General features: G+C 74.0%; 9 protein-coding genes. 3 read left to right on the plus strand and 6 right to left on the minus strand.

The window, feature by feature from the left end; genetic code table 11:
* Positions 1-43 precede the first annotated feature (43 nt).
* On the plus strand, positions 44-2,563 hold the full coding sequence (locus ACFPZN_RS31695) for a CHAT domain-containing protein (protein ID WP_378285946.1): 2,520 nt from the start codon (positions 44-46) through the stop codon (positions 2,561-2,563).
* Positions 2,564-2,639: 76 nt separating this feature from the next.
* Here the strand turns inward: ACFPZN_RS31695 and ACFPZN_RS31700 are convergent, their stop codons facing one another.
* A complete protein-coding gene (locus ACFPZN_RS31700) occupies positions 2,640-3,470 on the minus strand; it encodes a sulfurtransferase (RefSeq protein ID WP_378285947.1) in 831 nt (276 codons plus the stop codon).
* A gap of 157 nt (positions 3,471-3,627) precedes the next feature.
* On the opposite strand from ACFPZN_RS31700, the gene ACFPZN_RS31705 reads away from it, so the two are divergent.
* Positions 3,628-4,380, plus strand: a complete 753-nt coding sequence (locus tag ACFPZN_RS31705) for a Clp protease N-terminal domain-containing protein (RefSeq protein WP_378285948.1) — start codon at positions 3,628-3,630, stop codon at positions 4,378-4,380.
* A 22-nt stretch (positions 4,381-4,402) separates the two neighbouring features.
* Here the strand turns inward: ACFPZN_RS31705 and ACFPZN_RS31710 are convergent, their stop codons facing one another.
* The 3 genes from ACFPZN_RS31710 to ACFPZN_RS31720 form a co-directional block, all read right to left on the minus strand.
* Positions 4,403-5,518: an alkaline phosphatase family protein gene (locus ACFPZN_RS31710; protein ID WP_378285950.1), complete on the minus strand. Its 1,116-nt coding sequence runs from the start codon at positions 5,516-5,518 to the stop codon at positions 4,403-4,405.
* Complete coding sequence (locus tag ACFPZN_RS31715; RefSeq protein WP_378285951.1) at positions 5,515-6,096, minus strand: DUF5998 family protein; 582 nt, start codon at positions 6,094-6,096, stop codon at positions 5,515-5,517. The genes ACFPZN_RS31710 and ACFPZN_RS31715 overlap by 4 nt, the downstream gene beginning before the upstream one ends.
* Positions 6,097-6,545: 449 nt before the next feature.
* Entirely contained in the window at positions 6,546-9,005 is a 2,460-nt protein-coding gene (locus tag ACFPZN_RS31720) for a bifunctional acetate--CoA ligase family protein/GNAT family N-acetyltransferase (protein WP_378285952.1), read from the minus strand.
* A gap of 190 nt (positions 9,006-9,195) precedes the next feature.
* On the opposite strand from ACFPZN_RS31720, the gene ACFPZN_RS31725 reads away from it, so the two are divergent.
* Positions 9,196-10,122, plus strand: coding sequence for a carbohydrate kinase family protein (locus ACFPZN_RS31725; protein WP_378285953.1), 927 nt, complete (start codon positions 9,196-9,198; stop codon positions 10,120-10,122).
* 1,524 nt (positions 10,123-11,646) lie between these two features.
* On the opposite strand, the gene ACFPZN_RS31730 is transcribed toward ACFPZN_RS31725, so the two are convergent.
* Positions 11,647-12,696 carry a LysR family transcriptional regulator gene (locus ACFPZN_RS31730; protein WP_378285954.1) on the minus strand — a complete coding sequence of 350 codons (1,050 nt, stop codon included), beginning with the start codon at positions 12,694-12,696 and terminating at the stop codon, positions 11,647-11,649.
* Positions 12,697-13,026: 330 nt separating this feature from the next.
* Entirely contained in the window at positions 13,027-15,156 is a 2,130-nt protein-coding gene (locus ACFPZN_RS31735; protein ID WP_378285955.1) for a RecQ family ATP-dependent DNA helicase, read from the minus strand.
* Positions 15,157-15,305 lie beyond the last annotated feature (149 nt).

The following is a 15,305-nucleotide window of genomic DNA, read 5'->3' on the forward strand; positions in this document are numbered from 1 at the left end:
GCGCGAGACTGCGAAAAGGGCAGCTGACGATGGGGCGGAGGAGTTGCTGCGGCTGGCGATGTCCGACCCGGCCACCGCGTATGCCAGCGCACGGGCCTTCCTGTCCCGTGCGGGCACCGCCTCCTCAGGACGGGCCATGGTCATCGCGTTGCGCGCCGCAGGGCTGGCCGCCAAGGAACTGGGCCGACTGCAGGAAGGCATAGGTCTGCTCAACGAGGCCCTGGCACGCGCGCAGGGTTATGAGGCCGCCCTCGTACGGATGAACCTCGTCGGCCTGCTCTCCGCGCGTGGCGACTTCCATGGGGCGCTGGCCGAAGGGGCTCGTGCGGAGGGTGTTCTGCAGGGCGCCGACGCGGACCGGCTGGCGGCCAATATCGCCTGTGCGCTGGCTCGTGCGGGACGGGTTCCCGAGGCCGATGCCGTCGCGTCCCAGACCCTCCCCCGTCTTCGCCGGCAGCACGACCCCGTGACGCTGACCGGGCTCCTCACCAACCTCGGCCTGGCGCGTGCCCTTCGCGGCGACCTCGACACCGCCGAGGCGGCCCTCACCGAGGCCGTCACCGTGGGAGAGGACGCGGGCCTGTGTCACGTCGCCGCGATGGCCCGGGGCAACCTCGCCTTCGTCGCGTCCAGGCGCGGCGACGTCCCCCGGGCGCTGCGCCTCTTCGCCGCCGCCGAGCCCAGGCTGACGCCCGAACGCGTCGCGCAGTGCCGTTTCGATGTCGCCGAGACCTTGATCCAGGCGGGGCTGCCCGGCGAGGCGCGTCCCCTCCTGGAGGCCACGCTCGTCGAGGTGACCGCCAACGGCTACCGGTGCGACGTCGCCGACGGCCTCCTGCTGCTGGGGCACGCCGAGCTGGCCGACGGCGACCCGGAGCACGCCGCGGCGACCGCCGAACGCGCCCGCGCCGCCTTCGCCGACCACGGGCGCGCGGGCTGGATGCTGCTGGCCGAGCACCTCCTGCTCCGCGCCCGCTGGGCCGCGGGCGACCGTTCGGCGGTCTTCCTGCGCTCGGCGGTGGCGACGGCCGAGCGGCTGCAGGACCGGGGCTGGGCGGAGACCTCCGCCGAGGCCCGCGTGATCGCCGCCCGCATCGCCCTGTTCCTGGGCCGTCCCGCCGGTCACCTGCTGGAGCCGGTCACCCGCGCCCGCGACCACGGGCCCGCAGCCCTGCGCGCGGCGGCCTGGCACGCGACCGCGCTCGAACGGTCGGCGCGGCACGACGACGACGGCGCCCGTGCCGCGGTCCGGGCCGGGCTGCGTGTCGTGGAGGAGTACGCGGAGGTGTTCGGGGCGTTCGAACTGCGCGCCCGGGCCGCCGGTCTGGGCGCCGAGCTGGCCGACCTGGGCCTGCACGCGGCCCGGTCGCCGCGCGAACTCCTGTCGGCTGAGGAGCGACGCCGGGCCCTGGCGCGCCCGGCGTCGCTGCGGCCGCCGCGGGATCCGGTCCGGGCCGCGGCCCTCTCCGAACTCCGCACCCTGAGCGCCCGGCACGCCGCCGCCCTGGCCCACGCCCAAGCGCCCGCCGACGCGCTGTCCGGCCGCCTGGCCCAGTTGGAGACCGTGATCCGGGCCCGCACCCGGAGCCGTTCGGGCAGGGGCCCCGCGCAACGGCCTGCCCTCACCGGGCTGGCCTCGGCACTGGGACGGCGCGTGCTGGTCGAGCTGATCCGGGTCGGGGACGAGCTGCACGCCGTGACCGTCCGGGCAGGACGGCTGGAGCGCCATCGCCTGGGGCCGTACAAGCGGGTGGAGCAAGAGGCCCGCCTGTGCCGCTTCGCCGCGCGTCGGCTCGTCGAGCGCGCCGATGACGACCCGCACAGCGGGTTGCTTCAAGCCATGTATCGCCTGGACGACCTGCTCCTAGCGCCGCTCAAGTCGGAGCTGTCCGGTGCAGGGGACGTCGTCCTCGCTCCTGTCGGACCTCTGCACGGCCTTGCCTGGGGCATGCTCCCGTCCCTGGAAGGACGGCCGTACACCGTCGTCCCATCGGCCGCGGCATGGCTTCAAGCGCACGCTGCGGACGCCACCCGCAAGCCCCGGCACGTGATGCTCGCCTCGGGCCCCGGCCTGAAGCACGCCGAGCAGGAGGTCCGCATGCTCGTGGACCTGTATCCGGAGGCGCGAACGTACACGGGCGGCCGCGCCGAGGCGGAGACCGTACGGGACGCCCTCGACGGGGCCGACCTCGCCCACGTGGCCGCGCACGGCGAGTTCCGCGACGGCAACGTCCTGTTCTCCAGCCTCCGCCTGGCCGACGGCCCGCTGCTGCTGTGCGACCTGGAGGAGCTGGAGGCGCCGCCGCGGGTGGTCGTCCTGTCGGCCTGCGATCTGGGCCGCGCCGGGAGCCAGGACGCGGTGATCGGCATGGTCGGGGTCCTCCTCGCGCTGGGCACCGCCACGGTGATCGCCAGCGTGACCCCGGTGCGCGACGCCGACGCCCCGTCCTTCATGGCCGCCTTCCACGCCGCACTCGCCACCGGCCAGAGCCCCGCGCGGGCCCTGGCCGCCACACCGCGCCCGCCGGGCGTCACAGGCTTCAACTGCTACGGCGCAGGCTGACCCCACCCGGCCCGCCCCACCCACACCACCGACGTACCCGGCCCCCGCCCGCAGCCGGGGCTGGGGTGGGGGTGGGTCAGGTGTTGCCGGTGGCGACGGGGTTGGCCGGGTCGGTGATCCAGTCGGACCACGAGCCGACGTAGAGGGCGGCGGGGATGCCCGCCAGGGTCAGGGCGAGGATCTCGTGCGCGGCGGTGACGCCTGAGCCGCAGTAGGCGCCCACGTCGACGGCGTCGGTGGCGCCCAGTTCGGCGAAGCGCTCGCGGAGCAGCGCGGGTGGAAGGAAACGGCCGTCGACTCCGACGTTGCCCACGGTGGGGGCGTTGCGGGCGCCGGGGATGTGGCCCGCGACCGGATCGACGGGCTCGGTCTCGCCGCGGAAGCGCTCGGCCGCGCGGGCGTCCAGGAGCGTTCCGGCCTTGGCGAGTGAGGCGGCGCCCTCGGCGTCCAGGACGGGCAGCCGCGCGGGACGGGCGATGAAGTCGCCGGGCTTGACGGCGGGCTCCTCATCGGTGACGGGGCGTCCTGCCTCGTTCCAGGCGCGGAAGCCGCCGTCCAGCACGCGGACGCGATCGTGGCCGAAGTAGCGCAGTGTCCACCACAGCCGTGCCGCGGCGGTGGAGTCGGCGTCGTCGTAGACGACCACGAGGCGGTCGCCCGATACGCCGGCACGTCTCATCGCCGCCTCGAAATCGGCGGGCGCGGGCAGCGGGTGGCGTCCGCCGTCGCCCGGCGGTCCCGCCACGTCACGGTCCAGGTCGACGAACACGGCCCCGGGGAGATGGCCCTGCCGGTAGGAGTCGATCCCCGGCGGGCCCGCCAGGTGCCATCTCACGTCCAGCAGGACGGGCGGGGGATCGTGCCGGAGGAGCCGGGCCAGTGCGGGAACGTCGATGAGAGGGTGCACATCGTCAGTTTGACCCCCCTTGCCCGGATCCGGGAGGGGCGGAGTCGCGTTCGTCACGTCCCGAGCCTACGACGCCCGCACTGGACGGCGTTCCCGAGTTGGGGTTATCTTGGGGTCATAACCCCCATGTAACCCCAACTTCCGCGAAAGGGACCCGATGCCGAAGATCAACGTCTATCTGCCGGACGAGCTCGCCGAGGCGGTCAAGGAAACCGGAATCCCGGTCTCGGCGGTCTGCCAGCGGGCCCTCGAACAGGCCGTGCGGCGCGTGACGGCCATCCGCGAGACGGCGTCCACCACCTCCGACATCGCCGCCGCCATGGCCGAGCTGAACAGCTTCACCCAGCGCGCCCGAGCCGCCGTCACGCTGGGGCACGAGCAGGCCCGCACCGCGGGCGCCACCGAGATCGGCACCGAGCATCTCCTCGGCGGGCTCCTGGCCGAAGGCGGCAACCTGGCGCTGCAGGTGCTGCGCGCCCTCGACATCGACCCGGACCGGATCTGGAGCGAGATCGTCCGCGCGACCGGCGACGGCGGGCCCGTCCAGGACGACCCCGCGCTGCGCTTCGGCGCCCAGGCCGCCGCCGCGCTGGAGATGACCGTCACCGAGGCGACCTCGCTCGGCCACAACTACATCGGCTGCGAGCACCTGCTGCTCGGCCTCATCAGCGAACCGGACGGGCCCGCGGGCCGCATCCTGCGCTCCCTCGGCGCCGAGCCCCGGCTGGCCAGGCGCGCGGTGAACGCCGCCCTCGCCGGCTACGTCCACCTCCGCGCCCAGACCGCCGCGCCCGCGCAGCCGGTGGCCGGAGCCGGTCAGGCCGGGCCGGAGATCCTGGCGGCGGCGATCCGGCAGGAGCTGGCACCGCTCGTCCAGCGCTTGGAGCGGCTCGAAGAGCGGCTCGACTGACCGGCGCCCCTGCGACGCTCGCCTAGGAGCGGGTGTGGGTGAGCAGCGGCACCATCAGTTCGGCCGGGACGAGCGAGCCGTGCATGCCCACCATCCGCTCCAGCCACGGCTCGCGTTCCGACGCCACGATGGCCAGATCGGTGTGGGGCACCGCGATGACATCGCCGATCCGGTCCAGGAGATCGGGGGCGACCGGGCCGAACCACCCCGCGGCCACCGCCTCGTCCCGCGGGCACACCCACGCCCTGTCGCCCAGCGTCTCCTCCCAGGCGGCCAGGACGTCGTCGTGGGCGCCCGGCTCGCTGTAGACGTACCGGGCCCGGGCGTCCCCTCCGACCAGGGCGACCCCCTGCTGGAGGGCCGGTGTGGTGTCGACGTCCACGCGTTCGGTGGGGTCGACCATGCCGTGGTCGGCGGTGACGTACAGGGCCGTCCCCGGCGGCAGCACGTCGGCGATCTGCTCGGTGAGGAGGTCGACGAACCGGAGGTGGTGCCGCCATTCCGACGACCCCACCCCGTACCGGTGGCCGGTGGAGTCGAGGTCGGCGTGGTAGACGGTGACGTAGGCCCGGTCACCCAGGCGCAGCGCGCGCTCGGCACGCCCCACGAGCTCTCCCAGGCCGTCGGCCCCCGCGTACTCCGCCCCGCGCACCGTCGCACGGGTCAGCCCGCTCCCCCGGTACATGCGCAGCGCCACGTAGGAGACCGCCACCCCGTCGGCCGCCGCGCGCTCGTACATGGTCGGAGCGGGCTGGAAGGTCTCCGGGTCGACCGAGTCGTCCTGCCAGCGCAGGCAGTTGAGCAGCCGCCCGGTGCCCGGGATCGCCACCTGGACGCCCAGCAGCCCGTGCCCGCCCGGCGGCAGCCCGGTGGCCAGCGACCCCAGGCTGGCCACGGTCGTGGCCGGGAACCCGGCGGTCAGCGTGCGGCTCGCCATCGAGGACAGGAACGGCGCCTGCGCGCGGTGCGCCGCCAGCAGGTCGCTGCCCAGCCCGTCGATGATCAGCACGCAGGCGCGCGGCAGCGCCTCCAAGCCCAGCACGTCGACCGCGCCCGGGACGCCGAGGGACGCCAGCACCGACGGAGGAAGGTCGGCGAGCGCCCCCGTTCCGTAGTGCGGGACCGGCGGGGCGCTCACTTGGCGGTCTCGGCCGAGAGCGCCTCGGCGAAGGCCAGCACCTGGGCGACCGCGTCCCGGCCGTCGGCGGCCTCGCTCACCCGCAGCGACAGGTCGTCGGCGGTGACGCTGCCGGTGTAGCCGTGGTCGGCCTCGCAGTTCTCGTCGCCGCAGGTCGCCGGCTCCAGGTCGATGTGGGCGATGGCGCCCCAGCCGATGGTCAGCACGACCTCCGTGGGCGGCACCCCCGGCACGTACGAGGCCGGGTCGGGCACCACCCGGGTCACGGCGACGGACTGGACGCGGTCCAGCTTGACCGCCTCGGTCGTGGTGGACGCGTGCGGCTGGGCCATGCCCTCGCCGGGCGGGTGCTCGTCGGTATGGCAGACCAGCAGCCGGGAGGCCGACAGCACCAGCACGGTCACGTGGCGCCGCACTTCCATCGCGGGGTCGAACGTCGCCTCGTGGTGCACCACGTAGGCGATCACCCGCTCGTCGCCTATCGCCGACTCGACCGCGTCCGCGACCAGTGCCGGGTAGTAACCGCTGCGCTCGATGGCCGTGCGCAAGCCGTTAGCCGTCGCTCGGGTTTCCCTCATGGCCCCATCCTGCCCTGTCCCGGGTGGGCTGCGCACATGCCGTCCCCCCAACGTGGTCATTTGGGTCCCCTATGGGTAGGGGAGGTGCATGTTAGATCGCGATCCGCTGCCTTCTCCACCCCCGGTTCCGCCGCCCACCCCGGACCCGGCTCCTCCCCCTCAGCCGCCGGTGCCGCCTCCGGTCCCGCCCCCCGGCCCCACGCCGCAGCCTCCGCCGCGCCCGCCGCAGCCCGTCCCGCCGGGACCCGCACCCGACCCCGTACCGCCGACCCCGGAGCCGCAGCCGGTGCCGCCGGGACCCGGCCCCGAGCCCGAGCCGCCGGGACCGGCCCCCGATCCGGTCCCGCCCACGCCGGAACCCAGCCCTCCCAACCCACCGGACTGATCCGCCCGGCGATGCGGTCGGCGTACGTCGGCCGACAGTGGACGGGGTGGCCGGTGAGGGAGTTCTAGGGGAGACGGCGGGGGCCTAGTTCGGGGCGAGGGCCTCTGGGGCGTTCCAGGCGCAAGGTCACCTCGCGTACGGCGATGCCCGAGGTACCCACGATGACGGGGTCGAGTTCCAGCCTCGCCACCTCGGGCAGGTCGTCGCCAAGGCGGGACACCCGCAGGAGCAGTTCCTCCAGGGCGGGCACATCGACAGGCTCCGCGCCGCGGTGACCTAGGAGAAGGGGCGCCGTGCGAATCGCGCGCACCAGTTCGGCCGCCTCGACGTCGGTCAAGGGAGCCAGGCGGTAGGCACGGTCGTCCAGCAGCGCCGCCGTCTCATCGGCCAGGCCGAACGACACGACCGCCCCGAACGAGGCGTCCTCCATGGTGACGATGCGCGCCGGAACGCCGTCGCCCAGAGATCCGGCGTCGTCCTTGTCGACGATCGTGACCCCGTAGCAGGCCAGCAGCTCGGCCGCCTGCTCTGGGGTGGCCGTCACCGGGGCGCCCGAATCCAGCCATTCGCCGACCAGCGCCCGCGCGCGCTTGCGATCGGTGTCCGCCAGCTCTGGGACGGTGCCCTGCGGGCGCTGCCGCCACTGCGCGTACCTGATGACATAGGCCAGAGCCCGTACCGCGTCCTCCGGCGCCGGGTACGAGGGGATCGACCCCTCCGCCGCCGTCCCGTCGGGGCCGAGGACGCGCAGTTCCTCCGGCATGCCCTCGGAGCCCAGGTAGGTCGCCACGATCGGCTTGGAGCTTCCGGTGGCCAGCCGCAGCAGCTTCTCCGGCACCCGGACGTCGTAGCCGCCGATCGTGGGCGGGGTGAACAGCGCCACGACGGCGTCCACGCTCTCGTCCTCCAGCGCCCCGGCGAGCGCCGCCTCGTACTCGTCGGCTCCGGCGCGGGGGCCGAGGTTGACGGGGGCGCCGACGTCCAGGCCGAGGGCCACGGCGGCGTCCTGGGCGAGCAGGCCCAGCGAGTCGGAGTTGTCGATGATCGCGATGCGGTCGCCGGAGGGCAGCGGCTGGTAGGCCAGCAGCTGGGCCACGTCGAACAGCTCCGACAGGTCCTCCACCCGGATCACGCCCGCCTGGGCGAACAGCGCGCTGACCGCGTGGTCGGGCAGGCTCAGCGCCTGGGCGGCGTGCCCGATCGGGATGCCCTGGGTGCTGCGGCCGCTCTTGACCGCCACGATCGGCTTGCGGCGGCTGAGGCGGCGCGCCAGCCGCGCGAACTTGCGGGGGTTGCCCAGCGACTCCAGGTACAGCAGGACCGCCTTGGTGGCCGGGTCCTCCTCCCAGTACTGCATCAGGTCGTTGCCCGACACGTCCGCCCGGTTGCCGGCCGAGACGAAGGACGACAGGCCCAGGCCGCGTTCGGCCGTGCGCTGCAGGATCGCGATGCCCAGCGCGCCCGACTGCGAGAAGAAGCCGACCGGCCCCCTGCCGGGCATGGTGGGGGCGAGGGTCGCGTTCAGGCGCACCTCGGGGTCGGTGTTGGCGATCCCGAGGCAGTTGGGACCGACCACGCGCATCCCGTAGGCGCGGGCCAGCCGGACCAGCTCCTCCTGCCGCGCCCTGCCCTCCGGGCCCGTCTCCCCGAAACCGGACGACACCACGATGAGGCCGCGCACGCCCTTGCTCGCGCACTGCTCGACCACCTCGTGCACGGAGTCGGCCCGCACGGACACCACGGCCAAGTCGATGTCGTCGGGGATGTCCAGGACCGAGGTGTAGGCCCGCACCCCCGCCACAGCGGTGGCGGTGGGGTGCACCGGGTAGACGGGCCCGGTGAAGTCTCCGCGCAGCAGGTGCCGCATCACGGTCTGCCCGACGCTGTGGGCGGCCCGGCTCGCGCCGACCACCGCCACCGACCCGGGGAACAGCAGCCGCTGGATCGACCGGGACTCGGCGCGGTGCTCGCGGGCCGCCATCACCTCCACCGCCGTCTCGGTCGGCTCCAGGTCCAGCCGCATCTCGATCACGCCGTCCTCGAACCGCTGCTCGGCCCGGTACCCGACCTCCCGGAACACCCGGGTCATCCGCCGGTTGTCGGGCAGCACGCTCGCCACGAACCGGTCGACCCCGCACTCCCTGGCCGCGGCCGCGATGTGCTCCAGCAGCACCGCGCCCAGGCCCCGCCCCTGGTGGGCGTCCTCGACCAGGAAGGCCACCTCGGCCGTGCCGGGACGGTCGGACAGCCGGTCGTAGCGGACCACCGCCACCATCGACCCGCCGATCGTCGCGATCAGCGCGACCCGGCGGTCGTGGTCGACGTTGACGAAGTGCTCGATCTCACGGTCGGACAGCTTCGGCCGCGGCGAGAAGAACCGGTAGTAGATCGACTCGGGCGACAGCCGGGCGTAGAAGGCGCGCAGCAGGTCGGCGTCGCCGCTCCGGATGGGACGCAGATGCGCCGTCCCGCCGTCGGTGAGGACGACGTCGGCCTCCCAATGATCCGGATAACGCTCGCTCACGTACCCGAGGTTATGGCACCTCGCCCACCTCCGCCTCCGTCACCATCCGGTGACCATGCGCAGGGAAAAACGCCGGGTTCCCTGGTTTCGCTGCGCGTTCGAGACCTATTCGGGGGGCAAGAACTGTTACGGTCGACCACACGCCCAGAATGCCGCTCGCGCGGGCCGTGTTGATCGAGGTGATGACTCCATGACGCGCGTGGTCGTGGTCGGCGATTTGATGACTGATACCGTGGCTCGTGCCGCATTTCCCCTGGCCAAGGGCAGCGACACGCCCGCCGCCGTGACGACGCACGGAGGCGGTTCGGGCGCCAACGTGGCCTCGTGGCTCGCCCTTGAGGGGGTCGAGGCCGCCTTCGTGGGCCGCCGCGGCTCCGACATCGCGGGCCGGAACCGGGACATGGAGCTCATGGGGTACGGCGTGGACGCCCGCCTGGTCATGGACCAGGAGCGGCCCACGGGGACCTGTGTGGTGCTGATCACCCATAAGGGTGACCGGACCATGCTGTCCGACCCCGGGGCCAACGCGGCACTCCTCCCGGAGGACATCGAACGCTGCAGAGACCTTTTCAACCAGGGAACCCACCTGCACCTTTCCGGGTACTCCCTGATCAACGAGGGGTCGAGGAAGGCCGCCGTCCACACCTTGGAACTGGCCCGCAAGGCCCAGATGTCCATTTCGGTGGACGCGGGCTCCTCGTCCCCGCTCAAGCGGATGGGAGCCGAACCGTTCCTGGAGTGGACGCAGGGCGCCCGGCTGCTGGTGGTCAACGCCAAGGAGGCCGAGGTGCTGACCGGGCGGGACACGCCCGACCAGGCCGCCAAGGTACTCACCGCCTGGTACCCGCAGGTCGTGATCATGAACGGTGGTGACGGGGCGCTCTGGTACACCAACGGCCGTCCCGAGCCGGTCACCGTCGCCGCCGAACCGGTCGACAAGATCATCGATGGTACGGGCGCCGGGGACGCGTTCGTCGCGGGCTTCCTCCCGGTGTGGCTGGACGGCAAGCCGCCGGCCGAGGCGCTGAACGCCGGGTGCCGCCTGGCCGCCCGCGCCATGCAGCACCTGGGCGCCCGCCCGACCCTCGACGTGGTCGACAACCAGATCAAGAACTGACCGCTCGGCTGGAGGGCCCGGCGCCGCAAGGCCCCGGGCCCTTCGCCATGCCCACACCCCGTGGCCGCCGTGAGCCCGGCCCGCGCACGGTCACCAGCGGCGGCCGACGCTTGAGGCCGACGCTTGAGGCCAGCGCTCGCGCTGCCGCGCGCCGAGCAGCGCCGTCCTGAGTCCCCGGGGGTTGGCGCTAGCTGCCGGCGGCGAGCGCCGGTCGCGCCCCGGCGGCTCGGGCGGCGGCGCGGGGCGCCGAGAACAAGGGCGGGCGCGCCTACCCGCGACGTCTACCGGCGCGCCGATCCACGGCGCCGGCCCACGGCGCTCGCCCGGCGGTTCGCCCCGACGACGGGCATGTGTGGCGCGCCGGATCCGCGTACGAGCGCACCCGAGTCGGCGCCGCCCGGCGGCACCCCGCGCCACCGGGGTTCCGCAGCCGCAATGACATCGCTTGGCGATTGCCCGGTGACGCTCGCCCACGCGGCCCGGCCGTTCGGCGGCCCCCGCCCGGCGCGCGGTCGGGGTGGTGGATCTCGCCCTCATGGTCGGCCGCCGCGAGCCGAATGCGGCACGGCGACCCGCCAAGGCGCCGTTGAGACCCGCGCGTGTCCATCTGGCTAGCGCGGGCGGGCTTCCCGGCGCGCCGGCGCCGGGAGCCGCCGAAGATCCGGGAAGGCCAGCCGCCGTTGCCGCAAGGCCAAGCGCGGCGACCCGCCGCACCGCGGGCCCGGCTCCGGGACGCCGTTGGCCATGCCCTCCAGCGAAGTACAGGAGCCGGGAGCCGCCGAAGATCCGGGGAGACCGGCCGCCGTTACCGCACGGCCAAGCGCGGCGCGCCGCAGCGCGGCGACCCGCCGGACCTCAGGCTGGCTCGCGCGGGCAGGCTTCCCGGCGCGCCGGCGCCGGGAGCCGCCGAAGATCCGGGAAGACCGGCCGCCGTAGCCGCACGGCCAAGCCGCAGCGCGCCGCAGCGCGGCGACCCGCCGCACCGCGGGCCCTGGCCCGGGGCGCTGGCGGCCGTGCTCTCCAGCGAGGTGCTGAAGTCGACCATGGGGCTCCTCGGCGGTGGCCGACGGCGGCCCAGCTCACCACGCGAACTCCGGCCTGAGCCTGGGTGAGAGCTGCGCTCCGTGCCATCTCCGTCTCTGGGGCGACGGCCAGGAGGACTCGCGCCGCTGTTCCTCGTCGTCATCGGCACGTTCGTCGCCGTCGTCGTGGACGCCCTGCCGGTCCGCTCCCTGCTCGTCCCGGCCACCATGCGCTTCACGGGCGCCGCCGCCCGCATGGATCTCCGCGAAATCCCCTCGAAGCCGGCGGTGCCTTGTGGTCGCGCTGGCCAGCTCGCTGCGCTGGGGGGGCCGGCGATCAGCAGCGCGCGGCACCTCGGCGGGCGGCCGCGACAGGGCGCCAACGACGTGGTCCAGCGGCGTCCGGCCGGCGGGCCAGCAGGTAGGGCGGCGATGGTTGCGTGCCGGGGTGCTTGTGGCCTGGCGAGGGTTGTCGCGGGGTGGGGCCTGTGTCGTGGAGCGCTTAGGGCTGGGTCGTGTAGAGGCGGGCGTCCTCCTGCACGGCGTGCCACAGGCGGTTGAGCGGATGGCCCGTGTCGTAGCGTTCGAGGTCGGCCTTGCGCACGAACGCGCCGGTCATCAGCTCGGCCTTGGGCTCCAGGTCGTCGTGCAGGTCGAGGGTGCGCAGCGGCCGCTCCCCCGGCTCGACCCGCTCGGCCATGCGGCGGCCGATCGAGGCCGTGACGATCATGCAGCCGCGGACGAAGCCGGAGCGCAGCAGCGAGAACCCGTAGTGCACGTCGTCGATGTCGGCGACGACGTTGAGCCGCTCCCGGAAGCCCGGCCCGTACCAGCAGGCCAGGAAGTCGGCGATCAGCCCGGCCGGCGGGACCACCAGCGGCAGGCCCGCCAGGTCGCTGGTGCGCGCCGTGTCGCCGGGCAGCTCCGGCTCGCCCAGATTGGTGAGCAGCATCGCCCGGCCGCGCGCGTACTCCACCACCTCGTGGTCGCGCAGCCTCCGGTCGCCGTCGGGGGTGCTGACGATCGTGCCGCAGATCAGGTCCATCTCCTTGGACTCCAGCCGCGACCACAGGTCCTTGGTCCGCACGTGCACGACCTTGAACTCCACCTCGCGCTGCCGCAGTTCCTCGGCCACCAGGTCCCAGGCGCGGGACACGATCGGCAGGGTGAACTCGGTGGTGCCCACGGTGATCATCCGGCCGAGGCGGCGGCGGCTCAGGTGCACCGCGTCCAGCCACTCCCGCAGCGTCTCCCGCGCCAGCCGCGCCGCGCCCTCGCCGGTCGGGGTGAACAGGAAGTCCTTGCCCCGCCCCTGCCGCAGCGTGAGCACCTCCCCGCACAGCGCCTGGCAGTTGCGGTTGAGCGTGTCGAGCTGCTTCTGGACGCTGGACTGCTCGCGGCCGAGGGCGCGGGCGGCCCGCAGCGCCGAGCCCGTCTCGTACACCACCAGCAGCGTCCGCAGCTGGTCGAAGGTGGTGTCCAGCAACCCGGGCGGGCAGTCGAGGAGCTCGTCGAGCAGCGGACGGGCGGGGGACGGCAAAGAGGACGACACGGACACGGACGGTACTACCCCGCCGGATCGGCGGGCGACGACCTCGCCAAATGGCCGCTCGGCCATTCCAAGGGGAACTGATGACAATTACCCCCGAACTAATCTCTAGATGTTCTCCCAAACAGCTGGACGATCTTTACTGACCTCTAGAACACTTTTCTCCCGTTGCCCGGGGCCGCGCACGGCCCCGTCCCACCGCCCACCCGCACCGGCAGGGCACCTGCGCGCGACCCACGAGGGGCGGTCACGCGCGGGGTCTCGTCCTCTCGTTCTGGGGAACGGGCCTGCCGGGGCGGTGAAGGGTTTGGTGAGGAAGTCCGTGATCGCGGGTCATGTGGTCACGGCGAGGGTCAGGGGGAGGACGGCCGGGGCGCCGGCTTCGCGGAGGCGGCGGGCGGCCACGGTCATGGTCCAGCCGGTCTCCATCCGGTCGTCGACCAGCAGGATCGGGCCGTCCGCCTCGCGGACGGCGGCGGCGACGTCGTCGGGCAGGGTCAGAGCGTGCCAGACCGAGCGCAGGCGCTGGGCGCTGTTGTGGCGGCGCGGGATCGGCTCACCTAGGGGGACGAACCCGCCCAGGTAGGGCAGCCGGCCGATCTCCGCCAGCCGCCGCCCCAGGCCCTCGACCAGGCGAGGGCGGGTGTGGGAGCCGATGGTGACCACGCCCGCCGGACGGCTGGACCAGTCCCAGGCGGCCAGGACCTTCACCACGGCGTCGAACATCTCCGGGGAGACGTCGGTGTCGGACCCGGCGAACAGCTCGCGGAGCCGGTTGCCCCAGCCGATGTCGGTGAGGCGGCCCAGGGCCCGGCCGGGCTCGGCCTGGTGGTCGGGGGCGATGCGGCCGGAGACGCCGAGGTCGTCCTTGACCCCGGTGGGCCACATGCGGCGCGGGGCGACCTCCACGCCGGGACGGCGCAGCCGGTCGCGGGCCTTGGCGGCGCCCGCCTCGGACACCTCGGCGGGCCAGTGCCGGCCGGTGCAGTTGTCGCAGCGGCCGCACGGACCGGCCGCGGGGTCGTCCAGCTGGCGGCGCAGGAACTCCTCGCGGCAGCCCTCGGTGGCGAGGTAGTCGAGCATGGCGCGCTGCTCGCGGGTGCGCTCGCCGGCCACCCGCTCGTACCGTTCGCGGTCGTAGGACCAGTCCCGGCCGGTGGCCGTCCAGCCGCCCTTCACCCGGCGGACGGCACCGTCGACGTCCAGGACCTTGAGCATCATCTCCAGGCGGGCCCGGCCCAGGTCGACGCGGGGCTCCAGGGCGCCGGTGGACAGCGGGCGGCCCGCCGCCTCCAGCACGTCGAGCGTGGCCCGCACGACCGGTTCCGGGGGGAACGCCAGGCTGGCGAAGTAGGCCCAGATGTCGCGGTCCTCCCGGCCGGGGAGGAGGATCACCTCGGCGCGGTCGACGCCGCGTCCGGCACGGCCGATCTGCTGGTAGTAGGCCACCGGCGACTGCGGGGCGCCCACATGGACGATGAAGCCCAGGTCGGGCTTGTCGAAGCCCATGCCCAGGGCGCTGGTGGCGACCAGGGCCTTGAGCTTGTTGTCGAGGAGGTCGCGCTCGGCCTGGAGCCGCTCGGCGGGATCGGTCTGGCCGGAGTAGGCGGCCACCTCGTACCCGCGGTCGCGCAGGTAGCCCGCGATCTCGTGGGCGGCGGCGACGGTGAGGGTGTAGACGATGCCCGAGCCGGGGAGCGTGCCGAGATGCTCGCCCAGCCAGGCGATCCGGCGTTCGGGCTCGGCGAGCCGCACCACGGCCAGGTGCAGCGAGTCGCGTTCGAGGGCGCCGCGCAGCACCAGCGCGTCGTCGGCGGCCAGCTGCTCGGCGACGTCCTGGGTGACGCGGGCGTTGGCGGTCGCCGTGGTGGCCAGCACGGGGATGCCCGGCGGGAGCTCGGCCAGCAGGGTGCGCAGGCGCCGGTAGTCGGGGCGGAAGTCGTGGCCCCAGTCGGAGATGCAGTGCGCCTCGTCGACCACGACCAGGCCCGCCCCGGCGGCGAGCTTGGGCAGCACCAGGTCGCGGAAGTCGGGGTTGTTGAGCCGCTCGGGGCTGACCAGCAGCACGTCCACCGCGCCCGCCTCGACCTCGGCGAAGATCGGCTCCCAGTCGTCGGTGTTGGCGGAGTTGATCGTCCGGGCGTGGATCCCGGCCCGGGCGGCGGCGTCGATCTGGTTGCGCATCAGCGCCAGCAGCGGCGAGACGATCACCGTGGGGCCGGCGCCGCGGCCGCGCAGCAGCCGGGTCGCGACGAAGTAGACGGCGGACTTGCCCCAGCCGGTGCGCTGCACGACCAGCGCCCGGCGCCGCCCGACGACCAGCGCGTGGATCGCGGTCCACTGGTCGTCGCGCAGCCGCGCGCCCTCCCCCGCCAGGGCGCGCAGGCAGCGCTCGGCCTCGGCGCGCAGCCCGTCGTCGGAGGCGGGGTCGGCGGGGCCCGGCGGAGTCTCGGGAAGGCTCATTCGTCCTTGCTACCAGCCGCCGCCGACGGCATGCACCCGAACCCGATTCTGGGGACAACTCTCCCCTCCCCGCTGGATTGAGCATGATCCCCAAACGGGTAGCCTTCCGTCGAATTCGGTGCCGGGAACGGACGGAGGCGTAGGACCGG

This window comes from Actinomadura rugatobispora (genome assembly GCF_042656285.1).
In the GTDB taxonomy this organism is placed as follows: domain Bacteria; phylum Actinomycetota; class Actinomycetes; order Streptosporangiales; family Streptosporangiaceae; genus Spirillospora; species Spirillospora rugatobispora.